Raw genomic sequence first — 22,277 nt, 5'->3', positions numbered from 1 at the left:
TGGAGCGTGCTTACTCAATTAGGCGCTCCAGTGAGCCCAGCAGGCTCTTGGTATAGTCGTGCGCAGGGGCCAGGAACACGTCCTGCACATTGCCCATTTCGACGATTTCGCCATTGCGCATGACGATGACGCGATTGGCGAACTGTCGGACCAGGCTCAGGTCATGGGTGATGAACAGCAGTGACATGCCGGTCGCCGCCTTGAGCTCGGCCAGCAGGTCAAGAATTTGCGCGCGCACGGATACGTCCAGCGCCGAAACGGCTTCATCGCAGACGATCAGCTGCGGCCGCAGGGCCAGAGCCCGGGCAATGGCGATACGCTGGCGCTGCCCGCCCGAAAACTGGTGCGGATGCAGGTCAAGTTGCTCGCGCTTGAGTCCGACGCGCTCCAGCAGGTCGCCTGCCTGCCTGCGACGGTCCGCGGGCGCCACGACATCCTGGTGAATGTTCCACGGCTCACAGATGATCCCTTCCACGGTCAGCTGCGGGTTCAGCGAGGCAGTGGGATCCTGAAAGATGATCTGCATGTCGCGCCGCATGCCGCGTAACGCCGCGGCATCCATGTCCATCAGGTTCTTGCCGCCAATCACCACCGCGCCTGCATCGGCCTTTTCAAGCAGCAGAATTGATCGGACCAGGGTGGATTTTCCAGACCCGGTCTCGCCGACCACGCAGACGATCTCATCGGGATAGATATCAAGGCTCACATCCTTGACGGCGATCTTGTCCGCGCTCACCCGGCGGCCGAAGAAGTTCTTCCGCGCCGGGTAAATCTTGGTCAGCTTCGTGACTTTGCACATCGGTTCGCCGTCGGCGGGACGGTGGTAGCTGACAATGGCTTCCGTATGATCTGGCACGGCCGCAATCAGCCGGCGTGCATAGTCATTGGTGGGATTAGTCAGGACCACACTGGTCAGGCCTGCCTCCACTACTTCACCCCGATGCATCACGGCGACTTTGTCTGCAAACTGACGGGCCACGTTGATGTCATGCGTGATGATGGCGATGGCCATCCCGGTTTCCTTCTGGAGGCTCCGGAGCAGCTGCAGGATCTCGGCCTGGACAGTAATGTCGAGAGCGCTGGTCGGCTCGTCTGCCACCAGCAGTTCCGGGCCCATGGCAATCGCCACCGCAATCATGATGCGTTGGCGCTGGCCGCCCGAGAACTGGTGCGGATAGTCGTCGAAACGCGTTTCGGGACTGGGAATGCCAACGCGGGTCAGCAGGTCCAGCGCGCGCGTTCGAGCCGATGCGCTGTCCACGCCGTGGGCCGTCATGGCCTCGGTAATGTGCCGGCCGACCGTGTGCAGTGGATTAAGGCTCGACAGTGGATCCTGGAAGATCATGGAAATGCGCTTGCCGTTGATCTCCCGGCGCTGCCGCGCGTTGATCTTGAGCAGGTCAATTCCGTCGAACATGATCCTGCCGCTGGTGATGCGAGCTGGGGGCATGGGTAGTAGGTTGAGGATGGTCGATGAGCTGACACTTTTCCCGGAGCCGCTCTCGCCAATGATGGCAAGCGTTTCGCCGGGCGCAATCGACCAGCTGACATTGCGCACAGCCTTGACCGCCGCCGATCCCGAGCCAAATTCGATTGACAGGTTCTCGACCTGAAGCAGGGGCGTCGTGCTCATTTATTGCTCTCCGCCGATTGCAGGCGCCATTTCTGGCGCGGATCGAGCGCCGTCTTCATCCAATCAGCCAGGACGATCAGTGACATTGCAGTCAGCACAATCGCGAGGCCCGGCCAGAACGCGAGCCACCATTGCGTCGCGAGATAGTCTCGGCCTTGTGCGACCATCAGACCCCAGGAAACGCCAGGCGATTGCACGCCCACGCCGATAAAGCTCAGGCTGGATTCGGCCAGCATGGTGAAAGCAATTTCTACGGCCAGCAACGTGACCAGTGTCGGCATCAGCGTCGGAAGCAAGTGGACACGCGTGATCCAGGATATCGGCGCACCGATTGCCTGAGACGCGGTGACATAGACGCGCGAACGGATTTCCATCGTTTCGGCACGCGTCACCCGGATAAACAAGGCGACGCGGCTGACGGCCAGCACCACGATAACCGTGCCGATGCTGCTTTTGACCACGTAGAGCAGAAGGATGGCCAGCAGCAGGGTCGGAAAGCTCATCAGTGCATCGGTGAAGCGCATGATAACCGCCGACAGCGGGCCACTGCGCATCCCCGCCACCAATCCAAGACCGATGCCGACCGTGGCGCCGATGGCGACCGCTGTCAGGGTAATGCCAACCGTTGGCTGCGCCGCAGCAAGCAGGCGGTCCAGCGTCGGCCGGCCAAGCGAGTCACTGCCCAGAATGAAGTTCCAGCTTGGCTCCAGTGACAACGGTGGGAGGTTGCGGCTGGCAAAATTCACGATGGAAGCGGACTCGCTGAAGAAGTATGAGCCGAAGATCGCTGCAAGAGCCACCAGCACCAGGTAGATGATGGAGAGCGCCACGCCGGGCTGATGGCGCAGGAACCAGAGCAGGGCGATAAGTTTCTGGCTGGAAGGCGCCACGACGTTTTTCTCAACCATGATTAATCCGGGGGTCGATGAGCGCATGCAGCACGTCCGCCAGGGCAGTGACGGCGAAGATGGCGACTGCGGTAACAACAACGACCGCCTGCAGCAGGTTGAAGTCGCGGAAGACGATGGAGTCCAGCATCAGCCGGCCGACACCAGGGAGGCCGAAGATCACTTCGATGACGATCGCGCCATTGAGAATGCCGGCAGACTGGTATGCCACCACCATCAGCATCGGGATTATGGCATTGGGCAGGGCGTGACGCATGACGATTGTGGTCTGGCGTACACCCTTGGCCTGTGCAGCGCGGATATAGTCGGCACTGAGTACGGAAATCATGGAAGTGCGGAACACTTGCACCAGAATACCCAGTGGCCGGAACACAAGGATCGCCACAGGAAGTACCCAGTGCAGGGGTGTGCCCATGCCGGATGTAGGCAGCCAGCGCAAAGACACCGCGAAAACCAGGATGCCGACGATGGCCAGCCAGAAATCAGGCAGCGCCGAGGCGGCCAGCGACGTCCCGGTGGCGATGCGGTCAAATACGCCGTCAGGGCGCATGGCGGCCAGGGAACCGATGATCAGCGCCAATACTGTAGCGATCGGAATCGCCAGGGCAGCCAGCGTCAATGTTGTTGGCATAGCCTCAGTGACGACGTCGATAGCCGGGCGCGCGAAGCGGAGCGACTGGCCAAGATCGCCGCGTGACAGGTCCGACAGGAATTTGCCGAACTGAGTCAGCACGGGCTCGTTGAAGCCACGCTCTTCAGCGATTTGATTGCGAACGACTTCGGAAACGTCCTGAGGAAGATAAAGATCGGTTGGATTTCCGCTCAGACGGGCGAAAAAGAAGATCAACGTGATCAGGACCGCAAGCGAAAGTGCACCGCTCAACGTTCGTCTGAGAATGAATTGCAGCATGACACGCCTTCCTGGCCACTGGCGTCAAAGCATGAAAAAGGCGGCGCCGGACTGCCGGCGCCGCCCATTGGACTACTTAAACGAGATGTCCGAGAGTTCGATCACGGCATTGGTCCGTGCATTCGGCTCATAGGCGATCCGGTCGCTGACGCGGATGATGTTCACCATCTGGAACATCCAGACCTCGGTGACCACTTCCTCATGCTGCTGGCGCAGGATTTCCTGGAAGATCGCACGGCGTTCTTCACCCACAGCTGCCATACCCGAGTCGATCAGGGCGTCCATGGCCTTGATCGCATCGTCGCCGACCGGAAGGTCGGCTGTCATGTTGGACGAGTGGTAGCGCGACGAGACGCTCATGCCCGCATCGCCCGTGGTGTTATCGTGGTTGGAGAACACTAGCGTGGGCGCGCGACCAGCTTCGAAATTGTCACGACGGATGGAGTTGCGGAACAAGCCCATTTCCAGTGGTTCGTTTGTCACGGTGAGCCCGACCTGCTTCCACATCGAAATGACCGCTTCGATAACTTCGTCCTGATTGGAGAAGGTGCTCGAACCGCTGATCGAAATCATGCGGATCGGAGTATCGACCGGCACGCCATCGGCGCGGGCTGCATCAAGCAGGGCCTTGGCCTTTTCTACGTTGTATTCGTACTGGCCTAGATTTGGGTTGTAACCGAACACGCTGGGCCCGACCACCTGATTGGCCAGCTGCAGGTTTGCATTCACCAGGGTGCCAATCAGGCCCTGGCGGTCGATTGCGTAGTTCAGCGCCTGGCGAACGCGCAGGTCGTCGAACGGAGGGCGGTCCTTGTTGATCTTGATGCGGGACATTTCCGCGCTCTGGAAGACCACGTCGGATTCGCGCGAATCCTGTTCGCCGATCGAAAGAGCGATGTCAGCTTCGCCCACATCGACCATGGCGCCACGCACGCTGGCTTCTTCGCGCCAGACAAAGTTGGCCTTGGTGACCGCAGGCTTGTCGCCCCAATATCCTTCATAGGCTTCAAGGGTGACCGAGGTCTGGGTATCCCAATTGGCGAAGGCATAAGGGCCGGTGCCGATCGGGGTGCGGGTAATTTCGTTACGCGGCGTGGATAGCGGCACGATTGGCAGAGCTTCCGCCATAAGTGGCAGAATGGGCTGAACCGGGTCGGTCACGATGCGGACGGTCTCCTCGTCCACGGCTTCGACAGTCACCGTGATCCCGGAGAAAACGAACACGTAAGCGTCGCAGCTCAGGGCGGGGTCGAGCATACGCTCGAACGAGTATTTCACGGCTTCGGGCGTCAGCGGCGTGCCGTCATGGAAGGTAACACCCTGGCGCAGCTTGAACAGCCAGGAGCCATCGGTGTCCTGTTCCCAAGATGTCGCCAGACGCGGAATTGCGCCGCCGTTGATGGCGTCGATCTCGGTAAGCGATTCAAGCACATTGAGCTTGAGGATACGGCCAGTCGACGACACGGCTGCCTGGCAGGCATCCATGGTCTGCGGCCCTGCCGGCTGCACGATGGTGATTTCACCCGCATCTGCAGCAAGGCTCGAGGCGGTCAGGGCAAGCCCGAACGCCGCAGCGTAAAAAGGTAGTCCTCGCATCTATTCCTCCAAGGATCATGAAAAATCATGCGCACAGCCGCGCCGAAATCCTGATCTGTCGTTAACCGGGATTTGTGGTACGACAGAGCGAAATCTAGTTTGGATTTCTTGTGGATGTCAACGACATTCCGCCCATCGTCGTCGGCAAGCGCTTGGCTCTTCGTGTGCGTGTCCTGAGCTCCCCTTGCGCCTCCTCCGCCAATCCCCCTCATCATGGCAGTTCTAGTGAGAGTGCGTGGCGGCAGCCTTCAGGACTCGGTTGAATTCACACGAACGGCTGCAATGGGGTGGAGGCTGTGGGTTATGCTATGATCTGAGACCCGCTTCGGAGGAGCCTGATGGGACGTTTGTCGAGGCTGCCGATCGATCTTTGGCGAGTTTCTTGCCCGCCTGCCTGGAAAGACTATGTCGGTCCGGACGAGCCGGTACGCATCATCGACGCCTTTGTCGGTGAACTCGATCTGGCCGAACTTACATTCGCTCATGTACAGCCGGCATCGACCGGCAGACCCGGCTACGGGCCTGGCACCATGCTCAAGCATCTACGTCTATGGATACTTCATCAGCTGACCTCGAGCCGGAAGCTTGAACGCGAGGCGGGCCGCAATATCGAGCTGATGTGGCTGACCGGGAAGCTGATAACCGACTTCAAGACCATCGCCAACTCTGGCGATGGGAGCATGAAGCAGGTCGGTGCCATGCAGCGTAGACTCGATGCGACCCCCGAAGCGATGGCTGCCGGTCGCTTTACCGTCGAGCACGTCTTCGGCACCAACAGGGGTAGCCTAGCGGCTCGATATGTCGCCGCTAATGCTCGCTTTGGCGAGCTCTTCAGGTAAACATGCCGCCACCAAGCGACTCGGCATGCTGCAGCTCCGATCTTTCACCAATTGGTCGGTGACAGTTCGTGCTGCGCGCGCCGTGGCCTTGGAGACGATGATATTCGAGTAAAAGGGCGAGCGACTTAAATATATCGAGCCAACGGAAAATCTATGGGATTTGCAGCGGGAGCGGAAGATAAGACATCCGGGATTTCCTAGCTGGTCGCCAGTCCATCGATTTTTCGCATGAGGACTACACCTTGGGCGCTTTGGACACCTGGTTTGTGCCCACCACGGACGGCGATTGGAGCTCTGTCTTCTCGACTGCACCATGTTTCAGGCGCGGGGCTACAAATCTATTGGATCGTGTTTAGTCAGCACGCGGTAGACTTGCATCCGGGAGCACCCCATCTGCTGGGCGATAGCCGAATTAGTAAGACCGCCCAGACTTAGTTGACGGATTTGGTCCCGATCCAGGCGGCGCTTGCCACCCTTGTAGCGGCCTTGTGCCCTCGCCTGCTCAATACCCTCGCGTTGTCGTTCCTTGATGAAGCGTCGCTCCATCTGCGCCACCATCCCCAATACGGTCAGCACAATGTGCCCCATCTCTCCCCGCGTTGAGACCAGTGGGTCAAGCACCATCACCGATGCCTGGCGCTGCTCACAGTCGTGGATGACGTTGAGCACATCGCGCGTATCGCGGCCCAGTCGGTCGAGGCGGGTGACCACCATCTCATCGCCGGGACGGAGAAACTCAATGATGGTCGCCAGTTCGGTTCGCCCAACCCTGCTGGCACCCGAGACCTTCTCCGAGCGGATGATTTCGCACCCCTCAGCCTTTAGCTTGCCTGTCTGAATATCAAGGCCTTGGTCAGCGCTGCTGACGCGGGCGTAGCCGATGCGGGTCATGTGTTGTCACCTCAAGGTTTAGGCCCGAGGCTCGCACGTCACAAATAGTCGGCGTCAACCCAGATGTTACATGGTGGCTGAACATCCATGTTACATCACCGCAGGGTATGCCCTGATGTGCCCCCGGCAAATCGACAGAGGTGAGGGGTTGCTGCTCCTTCGATGAGAGGGGGTGGGTTGCTTAACGACTGTTTCTAGGTCGAAATCGAGAAAGGCGGATGCTTTTTTCTCCGCCGTTGAACATGTGCATTCGTATGTGCAATAGGGTCAGGACTCATTTGATCATGAAGAGATGATCGATCGTTGTGGCGAATGTAGGTTACTGAAAAGATGGCGTGAGCGCATCGATCGCATTGGGTAGCGATGCGGCATCACTCCTTGAGTTTGCAAACAGGTTCTCTGCCCGATGTCGCTGGCGACACACGACTCAAAGCGCTCACAGGAACCGTCATAGCCCAGCATGGATTCAAGTGGTCGGACTCCACATCAGGCTCGGCAAACGCGTCAGGGCGAACAAAGCTTAATCCGTTGCTGTTCGATCCGCCCGCTAACTAGGCTACATTTCCAAATCGTGTGGCCGCGCAGACGGTGCGGCCACACTTGGTCAGCTCTGCCAACGTTACCTCGGCAATTTCGAGTTCAGGCGTTATTGTAGAGATGCTCAAATTGTTTGGCCACGCGCTCATCGAGTTCGGCGACCTCAATACCCAGATCCCGCGCAAAGATCTCGCGGAACAGCGCGTAGCCGTAGACCGATGCGGCATAACTAGCATGCAGCGCCGGCAAGTCCTTGGTCTCGCCTACTAGACCAAGTGCCTGGTCGCGTTCCAACTGCAGCAGGGTAGTTTCCGCATTGGGCATCAGGCGCGGTGACTTGGAGCCATCCAGGTGCAGCAAGGTGGTCAGCTTGAGGGACGAGCCGCCCACCAGTAGGGAGCGCAGCGCGTGGACGACGCGGGCGCCCAGCTTCATCGGCTCGGACGGGGTGCGCGTTTGCACGCGCTTGGATTCGAGTTCGCGCTTGAGCGCGGAGCGCAGCAGCCCGCGGCGCGAACCGAAATGATGATAGACAAGACTGCGGCTGACTCCCGCCAGCTTGGCGACTTCGTTGAGATTGATACCGGCAAGCACGCCCTGATCGTGCAGCATTTCGAGCACCGCATCCTCGACCTTCTCGATCGTCTCAGCAGGGTCGTTCCGACTTGTTTTCTTACCCGTAGCCGTCGTCATTGCTTGTCCCGTCTTCGCGTCAGAGGCCCGTGAATTTCTGTCTTACATTCAACCCGCGCAGGGGGCCAAGCAAAAGCGCGCCGTCGATATCGTCGAGATTGCCGAAAGATGCCCGCCCGGCAATTGCACGGAACTGACGCTTGGTCAGGAAAAGGGCTTCCGGGTCGATTTCCATCAACGCTTCAACCCGCTGGGCCACCGCAGCCGCCAGTGCCTCCGGGGCGAATGCTGACGAGCACAATCCGGCCTTCACCGCATCAAGGCCCGACAGCACTTCGAACTCTGCCAGCATCGACCAGGCGCGCGTGGTGCCAACCAGCTCGATGAGCCTGTAGAGTGCACCCCAGCCCAGCGGCAGCGCCAGCTTCAGCTCTGGCAGCGACAGGCTTGCATCTTCGGCGACAAACCGCATGTCGCAGCACATCGCCATAACCAGTCCGCCCCCCACCACATGGCCGTGCAACTGGGCAATGGTCAGCGCATTGGTGCCGGACAGCGCGCGCTTTACCGAGGCTCCGATTTCAATGGCATGCTGGGCAAGTCCTTCATCGGTCTCGGCCGTGCTGAAGCCGGGATATTGCTTGCGATCCGCTCCAGCACAAAACGAGCGCCCGGCGCCCCGCAACACGATGATGCGTGCGCCTGCGGCATCGGCCTGCTGAAACGCCGATGCCACGCCGGTCAGCGCCTCATAGTTCATGGCATTGAGGGCTTCTGGACGGTTCAGACAGACCGTGGCCACCGTACCAGCGTCATTCCAGCTCAGATCAACACTCATTTTCCGCTCCAGTTGGGTTGACGCTTTTCAGTAAATGCCAGCGCGGCCTCGGTGCCGTCATCGCTCGCCACCAGCAGGCTGTGGCGCGCGGCTTCACGATCCAGCGCTTCGGCAAAGCCGATCTCGTCAGCATCATTGAGGTTGCGCTTGATCAGCGGCACCGCCAGCGGCGCTGCGTTGGCAATATCGCTGGCAATCGCCAGCACCGCCGGCAGCAGTTGCTCACCATCCTCGATGCCGGAGACCAGCCCAATCTCGAGTGCGCGGACCGCATCGATGGGTTGCGAGCGCAAATACAATTCGCGCGCCCGCCCAGCGCCGACGATGCGCGGCAGCAGCCAGGTGCCGCCGAAATCGCCCGGCAGCCCGGCATTGCGGAACCCCGTGGCGAAACGGGCGGTACGGGCGGCATAGCGCAGGTCGCAGGCGCAGGCCCACGACAGGCCGGCACCGGCACAGGCGCCATTGATCGCGGCAATTGTCACCTTGGGCATGTCCCGCAGCAACTGCGAGGTGCGCATGAAGGTCCGCAATCGGCGGGTCTGCGCGGTGAGCGGCGGCGGGCCGGCAACAGCGCCACCGGGGCCACGCTTCAAATCACCACCGGCACAGAAAGCCCGCCCTGCCCCGGTCAGGATCAGGACGCGGACGTCGGGATCGACAGCCACAGCTTCCAGCGTCTCCAGCACCTGCTCCAGAAATTCCGGGGTCATGGTGTTCATCGCTTCGGGGCGATTGAGCGTCAGTTGCGCCACCCCATCGGCAACCGTCTCCAGCAGGCAGTTTGTTGCAGCCATGACAGCCTCCTAAACCTGTACCGATACCGGGCGCTGGAATTCACGGATGCCGTAAATTCCCATCTCGCGGCTACTCCCCGACAGGCCAAAGCCGCCGAATGGAGCCCGGGGATTGAACGCCCCGCCATTGATGTCGATCTGGCCAGCTCGCAGCTGCCCCGCAATCGCCGCGACCCGCTGCTGGTCTTCGCCCCAGATCGCCGCGGCAATGCCATAGCCGGTGCCGTTGGCCAGCTCGATCAGCTGTTCATCGGTGTCATAGGCCTGCAGCACCAGCACCGGGCCGAACACCTCCTCAAGCACCAGTTCAACCGCTGGGTCCGTAGCGACGAAAGCGGTTGGACGGGCAAAGTGCCCCTTGGTTACGCCCTCTGGGCGCCCGGTCCCGCCCGCCAGGCAGGTTAGGCTCGCCTCGTCCGCGGCGCGCTGGATAAAACCCTGCACCCGGTCAAACTGGGATTGGGAGATCAACGGCCCCAGCCGCGATGTCATGCGCTCCACCAAATCTGCCAGCTTAGCCTTGACCTCGGGCAATTGCGCGCTGGACACCAGAATGCGGGTCAGCGCGTTGCAGGTCTGTCCCGAATTCAACAAGCCGCCATTGACGATGGACTTCAGGGCCTTGTCTAGATCCGCATCAGCGAGAATAACCCCGACCGATTTGCCACCCAGTTCAAGGAAGCAGGGCTTGAGGGCCCGAGCCGCCGCTTCGCCAACAGCCCGCCCGCCAGCCACCGATCCGGTGAACGACACGGCGTCCACGCCGTCATGAGCGACGAGCGCTGCACCGGTGCCGGCATCGCCGGGCACCACATTGACCACTCCGGTCGGCACCGCTTCGGCCAGCGCGTCCATCATGATCGCATTGGTGTGGGGCACCAGTTCGCTGGGCTTGAGCACAATGGTGCAGCCCGCCGCGAGTGCCGCGCCAATCTTGGCCATGGCCTGATGCAGCGGATAGTTCCACGGCGTAATCGCCGCCACCACGCCGAGCGGCCGATGAGTGACCGTTGAATTGCCGATAATCTCGGCGGCCATTGCCTGCTCGACATCTTCGGCAAAGCCGCGCAACACGCGTACCGGCAGGCCAACCTGCACGGCAACCGCGATCTTTTCCGGCGTCCCCACTTCGGCGGTGATGGCCAGCGCAAACTGCTCGCTCCGCGCGGCAATCGCATCGGCCAGATCGGTGAGCACCTTAGTTCGCTCAGCGCTGGAGCTCTGCGCCCAGCCGCTCAGCGCCTGCCGCGCAGACGCGACCGCTGACGCAACATCGGCGGCGTTGCCATGGACCGTTTCACGATCCGGTTGGCCGGTGAACGGGCTGGACAGCACCAGCACGCTGGTGCCTCCCAGCGTGGCAACGCGGCCATTCGTCAGTGACGTGTCATAGCGTTCCATTACGCATTCCTTTGTGTTGTTCTGAGTTTGCTGCGGCGGTGATGCTCAATCACAAGGTCGACCGCATCCCCCCAAGCGTCGCGGTCTGCCGGCAGGGTTCTGTCCGGCGCCACTAGTCGCCCCCCGTCGTGGTCGGGCCGGGCGGGCATGTCGTGGCCCAGCCCGCGAAAAGCCAGGCGCGCCGCACCATGGGTGGTGGCTTCAGCCACTTGGGACAGGCGCAACGGCCGGCCCAGCGTTGCCGCCAGAATTACCGTAAAGGCCGCACTCTTGGCCAGGCCACCATCGATGCTGATATCCGTCAGCGGCAAGCCGCAGGCGGATTCAAGCTGTTCGACGATATCGGCAGCCCCAGCGGCAATGCCATCGAGCACGGCTCGCACCATTTCTTCAGCGCCGGAGCCGGCTGAGAGGCCAAAAAACGCGCCTCGGGCGTGCGGCAGCCAATGTGGCACACCTAACCCGTCCAGCGCCGCCACATAGGTGGCGCTGCTACGCTGCGTCGGATCAACGAGGCCATCGATAGCCTCAGCCGTCGGGATAATGCCGAGGCGGATCATCCACTCAATCGAGCTACCGGCGGACATTACCGCCGCTTCGGCACCATAGAGCACGCCCGCATCGCTGCTCAACGCGACATTGCCGAAGGCCGAGCGCGAATGCTGCGCCAGCGGCTGCTCGCCGAGAATGACATTGAGTACGGCGGAGGTACCAAAGGTGATTTTGGCCGAGCCTGTTGTGTCGCAACCCTGCCCGACCAGCGACGCCTGTTGGTCGCCGATCACCGCTAGAATCGGCAAGTGGTCAGCGATAGCGGTGGCATTGGCGCCAATCTGTGTGCAGGGTACCGGCACAGCCAGCAGCGAAGGCTCCAAACCCAGTGCCGTGGCGAGCGGGTAATTCCAGTCCAGCACGGCAGTGTCGAACAGCCCGGTATGGGATGCATTGACGTGGTCGGTGACGTGACTTTGCCCCTCGCTCAACACCCAGACCAGCCAGCTGTCGAGCGTGCCGGCCCGTAGCAGCCCGGCGCGGGAGCGACTGCGATCAGCATCGCATCTGTCGAGCAGCCAGCGCCATTTGCTGGCCGACAGGCCGGGGATAAAATCGGCACTCAAGGCGCGCAGCCGACGGTCCTGCTCGCGCGTGCGGCCATCGGACCAGCTGAGAACCGGGCCTTGCACCGCGCTGCCATGAGCATCCCAGATCAACGCCGTGGCGCGCTGATTGGCAATGGCAATCCCCTGTGGCTGCCATTCGGCAGCGAGCAGGCGCACCTCCTCCAGCACGCGTGCTGCTAATAGATCGCCGTCCCATGCCAGGCCCAGATCGTCGCGCAACTGCGGCAGATGGGTACGGCGCATCGCCAGCACCGCGCCCGTAGCACTGACGATGCTGCAACGGAGGCTGGTGGTGCCCAGATCAAGGACCAGAATGGGGCGGCTTGGCTGCCTCATTTGCGGCTGGGCGCCTTGTCCTGCCACTGCGGCGTGGGCCCAAACGGACTATCCAGCCCGAGCTTGCCCGGGTTGAGAATCCCGTGCGGGTCAAGGCCCCGCTTGACGTCCGCCAGCACATCGAGCCCGGTGCCCATGGCTTCGCGCATGAAGCGGGCGCGGCCAAGACCGACACCGTGGTGATGGCTCAGATTGCCGCCATTGGCGAGGACGGTGCGGGCCCCCGCATTCCAAACTTCACGGTACCACCGCGGACGATCTTCCAGTTCCGGCCGGCCACCAAACATGAAGTAGAGCCCGGCACCGCCCGGATAGGCGTGCGAAATATGGGCCGTTGCCGTCCGCGTACCCTGCACCGCAGCCATGGCAGCGGTCGTCTCACGGTAGATTTTGCTCACCTGCGACCACGGCGCGGTGATTTCCATGGTGTCGGGCGCACGATCAACGATCAGATCATCGAGCGCGTGCACGCTATTGCGGTTGGCAAGCCAGCGGTCGACTAGTTCCGTGCCCATGCTTTGGCCGTCACATTCCGAGCGAACCACCGCCATGATGCCAGCAACAATTGCAGGGTCGCCCTCGTCGTGTACCAACAGGATATGCTGGTCGCTGGTATCAAAGTTGCGCCGCGCTTCGGTGGCATCATAGAGCCGCACCACAGCGGGACGAGCGCCGCGGTGGGAGAAGCGCTTGATCGCCTCGACGCCGGCGGCGAAGCTGTCAAAGGCCCAGGCCGCGCTTTCCCGATAGGGCGCGCATTTGTGAATATTCAGGCGCGCCGAGACGATAACGCCCAACGTCCCCTCGGAGCCCACAAACAGCTGCGTCATGTCGGGGCCAGTCGCCGAATGGGAATATTCGCTAGTTTCGATCACCCGCCCGTCGGCGAGCACGGCCGTAACACCGCGGGTAATGTCGGCCATGGTGCCGTAGCGCGTCGACATTTGTCCAGCGCCCGAGCAGGCAATCCAACCACCGATGGTGGACAGGGCAATCGACTGCGGCCAATGGCCAGCGGTATGGCCATGCGCCTGCAGCGCGGCCTCAAACGTGTCGCCAAAGGTGCCGGCCAGCACATCGACGGTCAGATCGTCGACGCGTAGGTCGGTAATGCCGGACAGCTTGGTCAGGTCCAGCACTACGCCACCAAAGACCGGCAGCGAATTGCCGAGCACGCCACTGCGACCGCCAGCCACGGTGACGGGAATGCGGGCCTCGTGGGCCAAGCGCATGACGGCGGACACTTCCTCGATCGAATGGGGACGCACCACGACCGCCGGCAGGCGTGCCACCCGCCCGGACATGGCCCAGACCATGCCCAGTGGCCACCAGTCGCGGCTCCACTCCACCAGATCATCGCTATCAGTGGACACTTCCGTGCACACGCCCTCAAGGCTTCGAATGAACGCCGCATCGACCGCAACGGCCTGGCCGTCGAGCGTTTCCAGAACCGGCGCATGGCCGAGTCCGACAGCGCCGGGAATGGGGGTCGGCGCCCGGGAGGGAATGGCAATCGGGGTGTGGGTCATTTGGTTTCCTATCAAGATTGACATGGCACGACGGTGGGGAGGTCGTGCGCAAGCACCCCCAATTCGTGGCGAAGCGTGGATTTGAGCTGTTCAGTCTCGAGCGCAATCTGGCTGGGGCTCCAACCGACCCCGCGGCCCACGATCAGGCCGATCTGCTCGGCATTGGCCAGCACGGCACGGCCGTCATAGAGCGCAATGCGCGTGCGGCGCAGCAGGGCATCAGCCAAGCTGGCCGCCATCTCTGCCTGCAGGCCCCAGACGACTTCGGCGAGCAGCGTGTCGCCGAGGGGCGTGACGCTGTGACCCAGTGGCGGCGACATGGTGACGATCTGCGTGATGGCAGCCGCCTTGGTGCCATAGCGCTTGTCTAACCGCTGCCCATCACTGAGGTGGCTGGCCCCCGGGCCAAAGCCATGCAGCTTGAGGTCACGCGTGCGGCAGGCGACGCGTCGGTTGAGGATACCGCAGATGGCATTGACCGTGCCTTCCGCCATTTCGCGATAGGTAGTCAGCTTGCCGCCGGTGACTGTCACGACACCCTCGGCTTCGACCGATATGGAATGCTTGCGTGAAAGATCTGAACTGCGCGCAGACTTGCCGCCCGAGATCAGTGGCCGGAACCCGGCCCAACCGCCAGTGACATCGCTCGGGGCAATCGGACGCTTGAGGTGCCGGTTGACGCCGCTCAGGATGTAATCGACATCGGACTGGGTGATGCTGGGTTGGTTGATATCGTCCGGATCGGTGCTTTCGGTCGAACCGATATAGGCAAAGGGGCCCTCATTGACGACCGAAATGGTGCGGCGGTCGCTGGTGGGCAGGCTGACGGCGATGTCATTGCCGGTGAGCGCCCGCGGCACCACTAGATGGGTGCCCTTGGCGGGCGCCAACTGCCGGTCGCTGGCAATGCCGGCAATGTCGAGGAAGTTCTGTGCCCATACGCCCGTGGCATTGACGATGACGCGCGCTCGGATTTCGATATTTTCGCCACCAACCGCGATATGGGCGGTGCGACCATCGCGGTCAAAGGCGGAGACGCCGGTGCAACGCGCATAGTTCAGGACGGCGGCCCCCTGCCCCACGGCAGATGCCAGTACCGCCAGGGTCAGGCGCGCGTCATCGGTGCGCAGATCGTGGAACAGGTAGCCAGCCCCGATTCGCTCCATGTCGAGGCCGCTCATGTGGGCGCTGACCGCCTGATGATCGAGACGCCGATGGCGCTTGCCCAGCCGCCAGGCGCCGGCCAGCTGATAGCTCCAAAGGGCCCCGCCCAGCGCACGCGAGAGTTTTGGATTGATGACGCCGCCCTTGAGGAATAGCGGGATCATGAATGGCATGACCGTCACGAGATGGGCTGCATTGCGCTGCAGCGCATAGCGTTCGCGCAGAGACTCGCGCACCAGCGCCACATCGCCCGTCTGCAGGTAGCGAAAGCCACCATGGATCATCTTCGATGAGCGCGAGGAGGTGCCCGAGGCGAAATCGCCCTGTTCCACCAGCGCGACGCTAAAACCGCGCGACGCTGCGTCCAGCGCCACGCCGGCCCCTGTAATGCCGCCGCCCACCACCAGCACATCGACGCTGGCGCCAGCCATGCGGTCGCGCAGCGCGGCACGATTGGCCAGCGGCTCCGCCATGGCCAGTTCGGCGATCGCCTGCACTGTGGCGGCGGTGGGCGTAATCCCGCTCATGCTGCCGACCGGCCAATCAGGCGGGTCGAGTCAGCGTCCCAGCCGAACCACGCGGCGTTGCCGATCGCCAGCGCCTTGTCGACATTGCCGCAGCGCGCAATCAGCGTCGCGCCCAGCGCGTTACGGCCTTCGACACGAATGCTCGAACCGGCAAACACGATGTCCGAAATCGTCACGGGCACGGCATTACCCAGGATGGCGTCGTTATCGCTCAGCGCAACGCTGACACGCTCGGGCCGCACCATGATCTTGGCCGGGCCATCGGCGACGTCGGGCAGCGCCGCAAACCGCCCGCCCAGGTCTGGCGCTGCAAAGACGCCATTCTGCACGTTGCCGGCGAAAATATTGGAATCGCCGAGGAAGGTGGCGACAAATTCGCTGCCGGGATTATCATAGAGCTGTTCGGGTGTGCCGATCTGCTCGACAGCGCCCTCCCGAAACACCACCACCCGATCCGACAACGTCAGGGCTTCGTCCTGATCGTGGGTCACAAACACAATGGTGACGCCCAGCTCACGATGGATGCGGCGCAGTTCCATCTGCAGCGCTTCACGCAAGCGCTTGTCGAGCGCGCCCAGGGGCTCGTCGAGCAATAGCAGCTTTGGTTCGAACACCACGGCGCGCGCCAGCGCCACCCGCTGCTGCTGGCCGCCCGACAGCTGGTGGGGAAACCGGTCGCCCAGTGCTTCAAGATGCACCAGCGCCAGCACTTCGTTGACGCGACGGTCAATCGCGTCCGCATCCGGCCGCGGCCGACGCTGGCGCAAGGGGAAGGCAATGTTTGCCCGCACCGTCATATGCGGAAACAGCGCATAATTCTGGAACACCACGCCGATGTCGCGCCGGTTTGCAGGCACGCCGCCCAGGTCGCGGCCATCAAGTTGCATGACGCCACCGGCATCGGGATCGACAAAGCCGGCAATGAGGTTGAGTGTTGTGGTCTTGCCCGAGCCACTAGGCCCCAGAAAGGTTATGAACTCTCCTGGATTGACGCTCAGATTGACGTCGGCCAGCACCTTGAGGCCGCCATAGGATTTACCCAGATCGCGCAGTTCGAGACGCGCGCCGCGTGCAATATCGCCGGCCATTAGCGGGCCCTCCGTTGGTTGAAGACTGTGCTTGCCACCACCAGAACGGCAGTCATCAGCAGCAGCATGGTGGACGCCGCAGCAATGGTCGGGTCGATATCGTTGGCGATGGAAGAATACATCTGCACCGGCAGCGTGCGCAGGCCGACCCCACCGATGAACAGCGACACCACCACCTCATCAAAGGAGATGACGAAGGCAAACAGCGCGCCCGTCAGCATGCCCGTGCGAATGAGCGGCAGGATGATCTGGAAGAACGTCGTCCACTTTGATGCGCCCAGGCTGGCCGCCGCCTGTTCGAACCGCGTATCGAACTGCTCCAGCGTCGCTGCGATGGGGATGAAGGCGAAGGGCAGCGCCATGATGGTGTGGGCGATGACAAAGCCCGGCAGGGTGATGTTCAGCCGCCAGTCCAGGAACATGCCATAGACCGCCATGGCGATGATGACGCCCGGCACGATCCTGGGGGTGAGCACCAGCGCCCGGATGATAGTTTTGGTTTTCGCCGAGGCGCGCCGCAGCGCCAGACCGGCAAACACCGACAGCGTGGTCGAGGTCAGGGTCACCAGCACGGCAATCTGCAGCGAGGTCAGCAGCGAGCCCCACCACTGGCGGTCCTGGAAGAAGTTGGCATACCACTTCAGCGAAAAGCCTTGGGGTGGGAAGGCGAAGCTGCGGTTTTCCGGGAAGCTCAGCGGAATGACGACAAGACCTGGCAACAGCAGCAGGATGGTCACCAGCCCGGCCCAGAACCACAGCCAGCGCGAAACATAGGATGCCGCGATGCCGTCACCACCAAAATGGCTGGCCGCGCCGCCAGCGACATTAATCTTAAGCATTGCGGGCAGCACCACGAGCAGCGCCAGCACCAGCATGACCACCGATGACGCCGAGGCGAGCGGGATGTTCAGCGTGGTGTTGATGAGCGAGTAGATGAGATGCGACAGCAACTGATTGGACGGCGACCCCACAAGGCCGGGGATCACGTAGAAGCCCAGCGAGGTGACGAACACGATCACCGAGCCGCCGATGATGCCGGGACGCGTCAGCGGCAACCAGATCCGGTAGAAAATCGTCCAACGGCTCGCGCCGAGCGAGGTGGCGGCGCGTTCCAGTCGCGTATCGATGCCGGCCATAGCGCTATAGAGCGGAAAGATCATGAAGGGCAGCATCACCTGCACCATGGCAAGGCTGACGCCAAAGGTGCTGCCGCGCAGCACCAGGCCGTCAAAACCGAGCCAGCTGGCCAGGCGATCGATGACGCCGTTGCGCTGCAGCAGCACGATCCAGGCGAAGCTGCGCACCATGACGCTGGAGAAGAACGACAGCAGCACCACGCCCATGAGCAGCGCAAGCGTCTTGCCGCGCGTCCGCGCCATCAGATAGGCATAGGGATAGCCGATCAGCAGGCACAGCGCCGTAACCGAGACTGCCACGGTAATGGTGCGGATCAGGATGCGCACATAGGTATTGCTCGAAAAGAATTCGACATACTGGCTCACCCAGCCATCGGCACCACCAAAGCTGTTGGCCAGCACCAGCAGCACGGGCCAGGCAAAGAAAATCCCGAGGAACACGACGATGGGCAGCATCAGCAGTGCCGTCTGCCGGCTTGGGCCAGCGATCAGGGCAACGGGATTACGCATGGGGTTCTCCTGGCGTGCAATTAGGACACCCTCCTCGGCCGGCGAGGATTGCTTCAGTGGCGGCGGGGCGCGCGCTTGCAGGCGCGGCCCGCCAAGGCAGGGATGCTGGCTTAGTTATTCAACCATTCAGTCCAGCGCTTCTGGATTTCTTCGGAATGCTCGGCGACCCAGGCCAGATTGGGCCGCACGGCATTGGCAGTCCGTTCCGGTGTGGCGGCGAACACTTTCAGGCCAGCTTCATCGAGGTTCGGGCTGGTGCCGATGATGGCGGGTGTGATCGGGTAGAGTTCGGAAATGCGCGCCTGGCGGTCGGGGCGGATGGCAAGACGGATATAGTCAGCGCTCACGTCCGGATGCGCTGCGCCCATCGGAATGGCCAGCACGTTGTTGTAGACGATATGCTGGTTCCACACCGGCTCGAAGGGCGCGCCGTTCTTGAGCGCCGGATAGGCCCGCGACGACCATGCCATCAGCATGTCGACTTCCTGGCTTTCCATCATCTGGGTAGATTGGGCACCCGAGCGCCAGAACACCAGATTGGGGCGCAGTTCGGTCAGCTTGGCAAAGGCCCGGTCGAGGTCCATCGGATATATATCTTCGGGCGCCACGCCGTCGGCCATCAGGGCGATTTCCAGATTGACGCCCTCGGCGCCATCCCACAGACCGCGCGTGCCGGGGAACTTCTCGGTATCGAAGAAGTCAGCCCAATTCTGCGGGCCGCCATCGGGGTAGGTTTCCGTATTGTAGAGCATCAGATTGGCATAGCCAGCATCCGGCACGCCACATTCATTGCCGAAGCCGGGAATGACATTCTCGAGGTTCTGCAGATCGGCCGGCAACTTCTGGAACAGCGTGCCGCAATAGCGCAGCGTGAACACGGGCGGTACTTCCACCACGTCCCAGGTGACGCGGCCGGCATCAACCATCTGCTTGAGCTGGGGCAGCGTCTGAGGGCCATCACCCAGCACTTCAATGCCGGTTTCCTCGGTGAAGGGCTTACCCCAAGCCTCAAGCGTGGCTTCCATGTAGGGGCCACCGGTATTGGCCGACACGATCTGCGACGGCTTGTCCTGGGCCAGGGCAGGCCCCGTCGCAATCAGCGCTGCAGTCAGCGTTAGTCCATAAAGAATTCGCATCGTCTTCTCCTCCAGGCGTTATTGGTGCAGTTGTTGCGGCGCTGCTGGTCTCAGGTCCGGTCGACGACAACCAACGCGTCGAGGGCAATAACCCCGCCCGCTTCGGTTCGAACCATTGGATTTACGTCGATTTCTGCAATGCTGCCGGCGCTCATCAGCGTGGCGACAGCATCGATAACGGGCCGGATCGTACCGGCGTTGAGTTGGTAGCGCGCTTCGATACGCTGGGCGTAGCTGTCCCAGGTCGCGCGATCGGTGCTGAGCAGCAGCGCATCACGCCGCCCCACAGCAGATTCGATGCCGACGCCACCCGGCCCGATGATCAGCACCGGCCCATAGAGCGGGTCGACCAGCGCGCCGACCCCGATTTCGTCGTCGAATGCCACCATCGGCTGCACCAGCAGGCCACGGCGCGGATCGCTGGAATGGTGATCCAGCACGCCAGCCATTTGTCTCAGAGTAGCAGCCAGTTCCGTCGGCGTGACGCCGACCCGGACTAGACCGACCTTGTTGCGATGGGGCACGTCAGCGGCATTGCCCTTGACGACCAGCCGCTCCCAACCCTGTGCCAATACCCGCGCCGCCAATTCCTCGAGCTGATCGACGGCGCCAAATTCGGATGGCACAAAGGTCAGCCCGCAGCCCGACAGCAATGCCGTACTCTCATGCTCAGCCAGCGTCCGCTGCTGCGGCGCCAGCGCTGGCAAGGCGATAACCTGTCGCTCAAGGGGCTGCCAGCGGGCGTTGCGTGCCGCACGCAGTTTCATCTGCGAGGCCAGCATGCGGGCGCCCTCACCCATGCTGCGCGCCAATATGCCGGGAGTCTTGACCTGATCGAGCCCCTCTTGCGGCGCGATCTGCCAGATGAAGGTGACTGGCTTGGCACAAGCCGAGCAGAGCCGCGCCACGGGGACAACCTTGTCGATGCACATTTCACCGAAGGCGATATAGACCACGAGGGCGTCGATCTCTTCTGCGGCAACCAGCACGTCCAGCGTCGGCTCGAACAGTTCCAGCACGGCCTCCCAGCCACCGCCCATATCGATGGGGTTGCTGTCGCCGGCACCGATCATGCCGATTGCAGCCATTTTGGCGCGCGTCTCGGCGGCCAGCGGCATCACGCGGCCGCCCGCGGCTTCCACGCGGTCAGCCAGCACCGCGCCAGCGCCGCCCGAATTGGACAGGATGCAAACGCGCGGGGATTGGGGCATCACCCAACCGCGCTCGAGCGCAGCAAGCACGGGTTTGACATCCTCGTCGTCATGGATACGCACGATCCCGAAATCATCGCAGAGACTGGTCAGGAACAGGTCATTGCCAGCAATCGCCGCAGTATGCGACAGCGCGGCGCGCTGGCCGGCCTCGGAGGTGCCGGCACTCAGCAGCACCACGCGCTTGCCCAGATCATTGGCGCGCATGGCCGCTTCGGCCAGCATCTGCGGGTCGCGAATGGCTTCGAGATAAAGCAGGATAATGCCCACCTCGTCGCGTTCTACAAGCTGGCGGGCCACCTGGGCCGCACCGAGCGTCGCTTCATTGCCGACACTTACAAAATAGCTGTAGCCACTGCCCGCTTCCTCAACGCAACGGCTGAGCACCAGGCCGAGTGCGCCTGATTGCGCCACCAGCGCCACCGACCCAGGAGGGTTCAGCGGATTGTTCAAAAACGGCGCGGCCGACAGCTTCACATTGTCGACGCGGTTGGAAATGCCAAAGCAGTTCGGCCCAAGCATCAGCATCTCGCCGGCGGCCTCGACCAGTTGCCGCTGCAACACTTCACCCGCCGCCGATATTTCGGCAAACTCGGAGGCAAAGACGATGACCGCCTTGGCACCGACGGCGCGCGCCTGACGCACCACCTCGATCGAGGCGACTGCCGGCACGCATATGACCACCAGTTCGGGCGCTTCGAGATCGACAAGCTGCCTTACGGTGCGGACGCCCGGAAACTCACTCTTGGGATGAACCACGGTGACGTGGCCGTCAAATCCGCCATCCAGCAAGACCCGGACAACGCGATGGCCCCAGGATAGCGGCGCGGCCACCGAGACGCCAACCACGGCGATGCGCCGGGGCGAAATCAGGGCATCCAACCCGCTGAGTCGAGAAGCAATCTGCTGGTCGTTCATTCACATGTCCCACATGGCAATCCAGATTGACATAATATCAACATCTATGGACATTATGTCAACATGTTTCATGAAGTGCCATGCTCGGCGTTTTGAGTGTCGAACGACGATGAGTTTCGGAACTGCGCCTTGCACTAATGTATCTGCAGTAGGCGAAGCTGAGCTGAAGCCACGCCGTGCCTGCCTGAGCTCCAAAGATTAGCACAACTTCCGTTCAACATAGGGAGGGAAGCTCCAACGGACTGCCGGCTATACACCCTCTGCTAGGTTCTGAACTCATAAACGGGATTCCCGATTAGGCGCCATCGTGATTCACTCTCCAGGCTAATCGGAGGGTGCGATGGCGCGATTTGATCTGACAGATGTCGAGTGGGAACTCATTAGGCCCCTGTTGCCGAACAAGCCGCGCGGGGTTGCGCGCGTAGACGACCGCAGGGTCCTGAACGGCATATTCTGGGTGTTGAGAACCGGTTCGCCCTGGCGCGACCTGCCCGAGCGCTATGGACCCTCGACAACGGTCTACAACCGCTTCAACCGTTGGGCCAAGGCTGGCGTGTGGGTGCGGGTGTTCCAGGTTCTTGCCGCAAAGTCCCCGGACTCCATGCAGTTCATCGACTC

The 22,277-nt window shown here is 62.1% G+C and carries 17 protein-coding genes and 1 pseudogene; 2 read left to right on the top strand and 16 right to left on the bottom strand.

Annotated elements, in window-relative coordinates; genetic code table 11:
* Positions 1-10: 10 nt before the first annotated feature.
* The 4 genes from BUA69_RS15195 to BUA69_RS15180 all read right to left on the bottom strand — a co-directional run bounded on the left by BUA69_RS15195 (position 11) and on the right by BUA69_RS15180 (position 5,047).
* Positions 11-1,633 (bottom strand): dipeptide ABC transporter ATP-binding protein, encoded by a 1,623-nt coding sequence (locus tag BUA69_RS15195; protein WP_046135313.1) that lies wholly within the window; start codon positions 1,631-1,633, stop codon positions 11-13.
* Entirely contained in the window at positions 1,630-2,541 is a 912-nt protein-coding gene (locus BUA69_RS15190; RefSeq protein ID WP_052950553.1) for an ABC transporter permease, read from the bottom strand. Before BUA69_RS15190 ends, BUA69_RS15195 begins: the two co-directional genes overlap by 4 nt.
* Positions 2,534-3,451, bottom strand: coding sequence for an ABC transporter permease (locus BUA69_RS15185; protein ID WP_046135315.1), 918 nt, complete (start codon positions 3,449-3,451; stop codon positions 2,534-2,536). The genes BUA69_RS15190 and BUA69_RS15185 overlap by 8 nt, the downstream gene beginning before the upstream one ends.
* 72 nt (positions 3,452-3,523) lie before the next feature.
* Positions 3,524-5,047 carry an ABC transporter substrate-binding protein gene (locus tag BUA69_RS15180; RefSeq protein ID WP_052950554.1) on the bottom strand — a complete coding sequence of 508 codons (1,524 nt, stop codon included), beginning with the start codon at positions 5,045-5,047 and terminating at the stop codon, positions 3,524-3,526.
* Positions 5,048-5,360: 313 nt separating this feature from the next.
* Here BUA69_RS15180 and BUA69_RS21315 point away from each other — a divergent pair.
* Positions 5,361-5,712, top strand: a pseudogene (locus BUA69_RS21315) (transposase); the annotation flags it as partial.
* 504 nt (positions 5,713-6,216) lie between these two features.
* Here BUA69_RS21315 and BUA69_RS15170 read toward each other — a convergent pair.
* From BUA69_RS15170 to BUA69_RS15115, 12 genes are all read right to left on the bottom strand, one after another.
* A complete protein-coding gene (locus tag BUA69_RS15170) occupies positions 6,217-6,777 on the bottom strand; it encodes a recombinase family protein (protein WP_046135317.1) in 561 nt (186 codons plus the stop codon).
* 639 nt (positions 6,778-7,416) lie between these two features.
* Positions 7,417-8,007, bottom strand: a complete 591-nt coding sequence (locus BUA69_RS15165; RefSeq protein WP_046135318.1) for a TetR/AcrR family transcriptional regulator — start codon at positions 8,005-8,007, stop codon at positions 7,417-7,419.
* Between the two features lie 19 nt (positions 8,008-8,026).
* The gene (locus BUA69_RS15160) at positions 8,027-8,785 is read right to left on the bottom strand and encodes an enoyl-CoA hydratase/isomerase family protein (protein ID WP_052950555.1); all 759 of its coding nucleotides are present in this window, start codon (positions 8,783-8,785) and stop codon (positions 8,027-8,029) included.
* Complete coding sequence (locus BUA69_RS15155; protein ID WP_046135319.1) at positions 8,782-9,582, bottom strand: enoyl-CoA hydratase/isomerase family protein; 801 nt, start codon at positions 9,580-9,582, stop codon at positions 8,782-8,784. The genes BUA69_RS15160 and BUA69_RS15155 overlap by 4 nt, the downstream gene beginning before the upstream one ends.
* A 9-nt stretch (positions 9,583-9,591) precedes the next feature.
* On the bottom strand, positions 9,592-10,983 hold the full coding sequence (locus BUA69_RS15150) for an aldehyde dehydrogenase family protein (protein ID WP_052950556.1): 1,392 nt from the start codon (positions 10,981-10,983) through the stop codon (positions 9,592-9,594).
* Positions 10,983-12,440, bottom strand: coding sequence for an FGGY-family carbohydrate kinase (locus tag BUA69_RS15145; RefSeq protein WP_046135320.1), 1,458 nt, complete (start codon positions 12,438-12,440; stop codon positions 10,983-10,985). Before BUA69_RS15145 ends, BUA69_RS15150 begins: the two co-directional genes overlap by 1 nt.
* Entirely contained in the window at positions 12,437-13,969 is a 1,533-nt protein-coding gene (locus BUA69_RS15140; protein ID WP_052950557.1) for an FAD-binding oxidoreductase, read from the bottom strand. Before BUA69_RS15140 ends, BUA69_RS15145 begins: the two co-directional genes overlap by 4 nt.
* A gap of 11 nt (positions 13,970-13,980) precedes the next feature.
* Positions 13,981-15,660, bottom strand: a complete 1,680-nt coding sequence (locus BUA69_RS15135; protein WP_052950558.1) for a glycerol-3-phosphate dehydrogenase/oxidase — start codon at positions 15,658-15,660, stop codon at positions 13,981-13,983.
* Positions 15,657-16,748, bottom strand: coding sequence for an ABC transporter ATP-binding protein (locus tag BUA69_RS15130; protein WP_046135322.1), 1,092 nt, complete (start codon positions 16,746-16,748; stop codon positions 15,657-15,659). The genes BUA69_RS15135 and BUA69_RS15130 overlap by 4 nt, the downstream gene beginning before the upstream one ends.
* On the bottom strand, positions 16,748-18,394 hold the full coding sequence (locus tag BUA69_RS15125; RefSeq protein ID WP_046135323.1) for an ABC transporter permease subunit: 1,647 nt from the start codon (positions 18,392-18,394) through the stop codon (positions 16,748-16,750). Before BUA69_RS15125 ends, BUA69_RS15130 begins: the two co-directional genes overlap by 1 nt.
* Before the next feature lie 110 nt (positions 18,395-18,504).
* Positions 18,505-19,530 carry an ABC transporter substrate-binding protein gene (locus BUA69_RS15120; protein ID WP_052950559.1) on the bottom strand — a complete coding sequence of 342 codons (1,026 nt, stop codon included), beginning with the start codon at positions 19,528-19,530 and terminating at the stop codon, positions 18,505-18,507.
* Between the two features lie 50 nt (positions 19,531-19,580).
* Positions 19,581-21,659, bottom strand: a complete 2,079-nt coding sequence (locus BUA69_RS15115) for an acetate--CoA ligase family protein (protein ID WP_046135324.1) — start codon at positions 21,657-21,659, stop codon at positions 19,581-19,583.
* A 340-nt stretch (positions 21,660-21,999) separates the two neighbouring features.
* On the opposite strand from BUA69_RS15115, the gene BUA69_RS15110 reads away from it, so the two are divergent.
* A partial coding sequence (locus BUA69_RS15110) for an IS5 family transposase (RefSeq protein ID WP_143154462.1) occupies positions 22,000-22,277 on the top strand: 278 nt, incomplete at its 3' end.

Origin of the sequence: Devosia limi DSM 17137 (assembly GCF_900128975.1) — a bacterium.
Taxonomy (GTDB): domain Bacteria; phylum Pseudomonadota; class Alphaproteobacteria; order Rhizobiales; family Devosiaceae; genus Devosia; species Devosia limi.
Note: the sequence above shows the minus strand (reverse complement) of the source record. Positions and strands in the feature narration are given on the sequence as shown.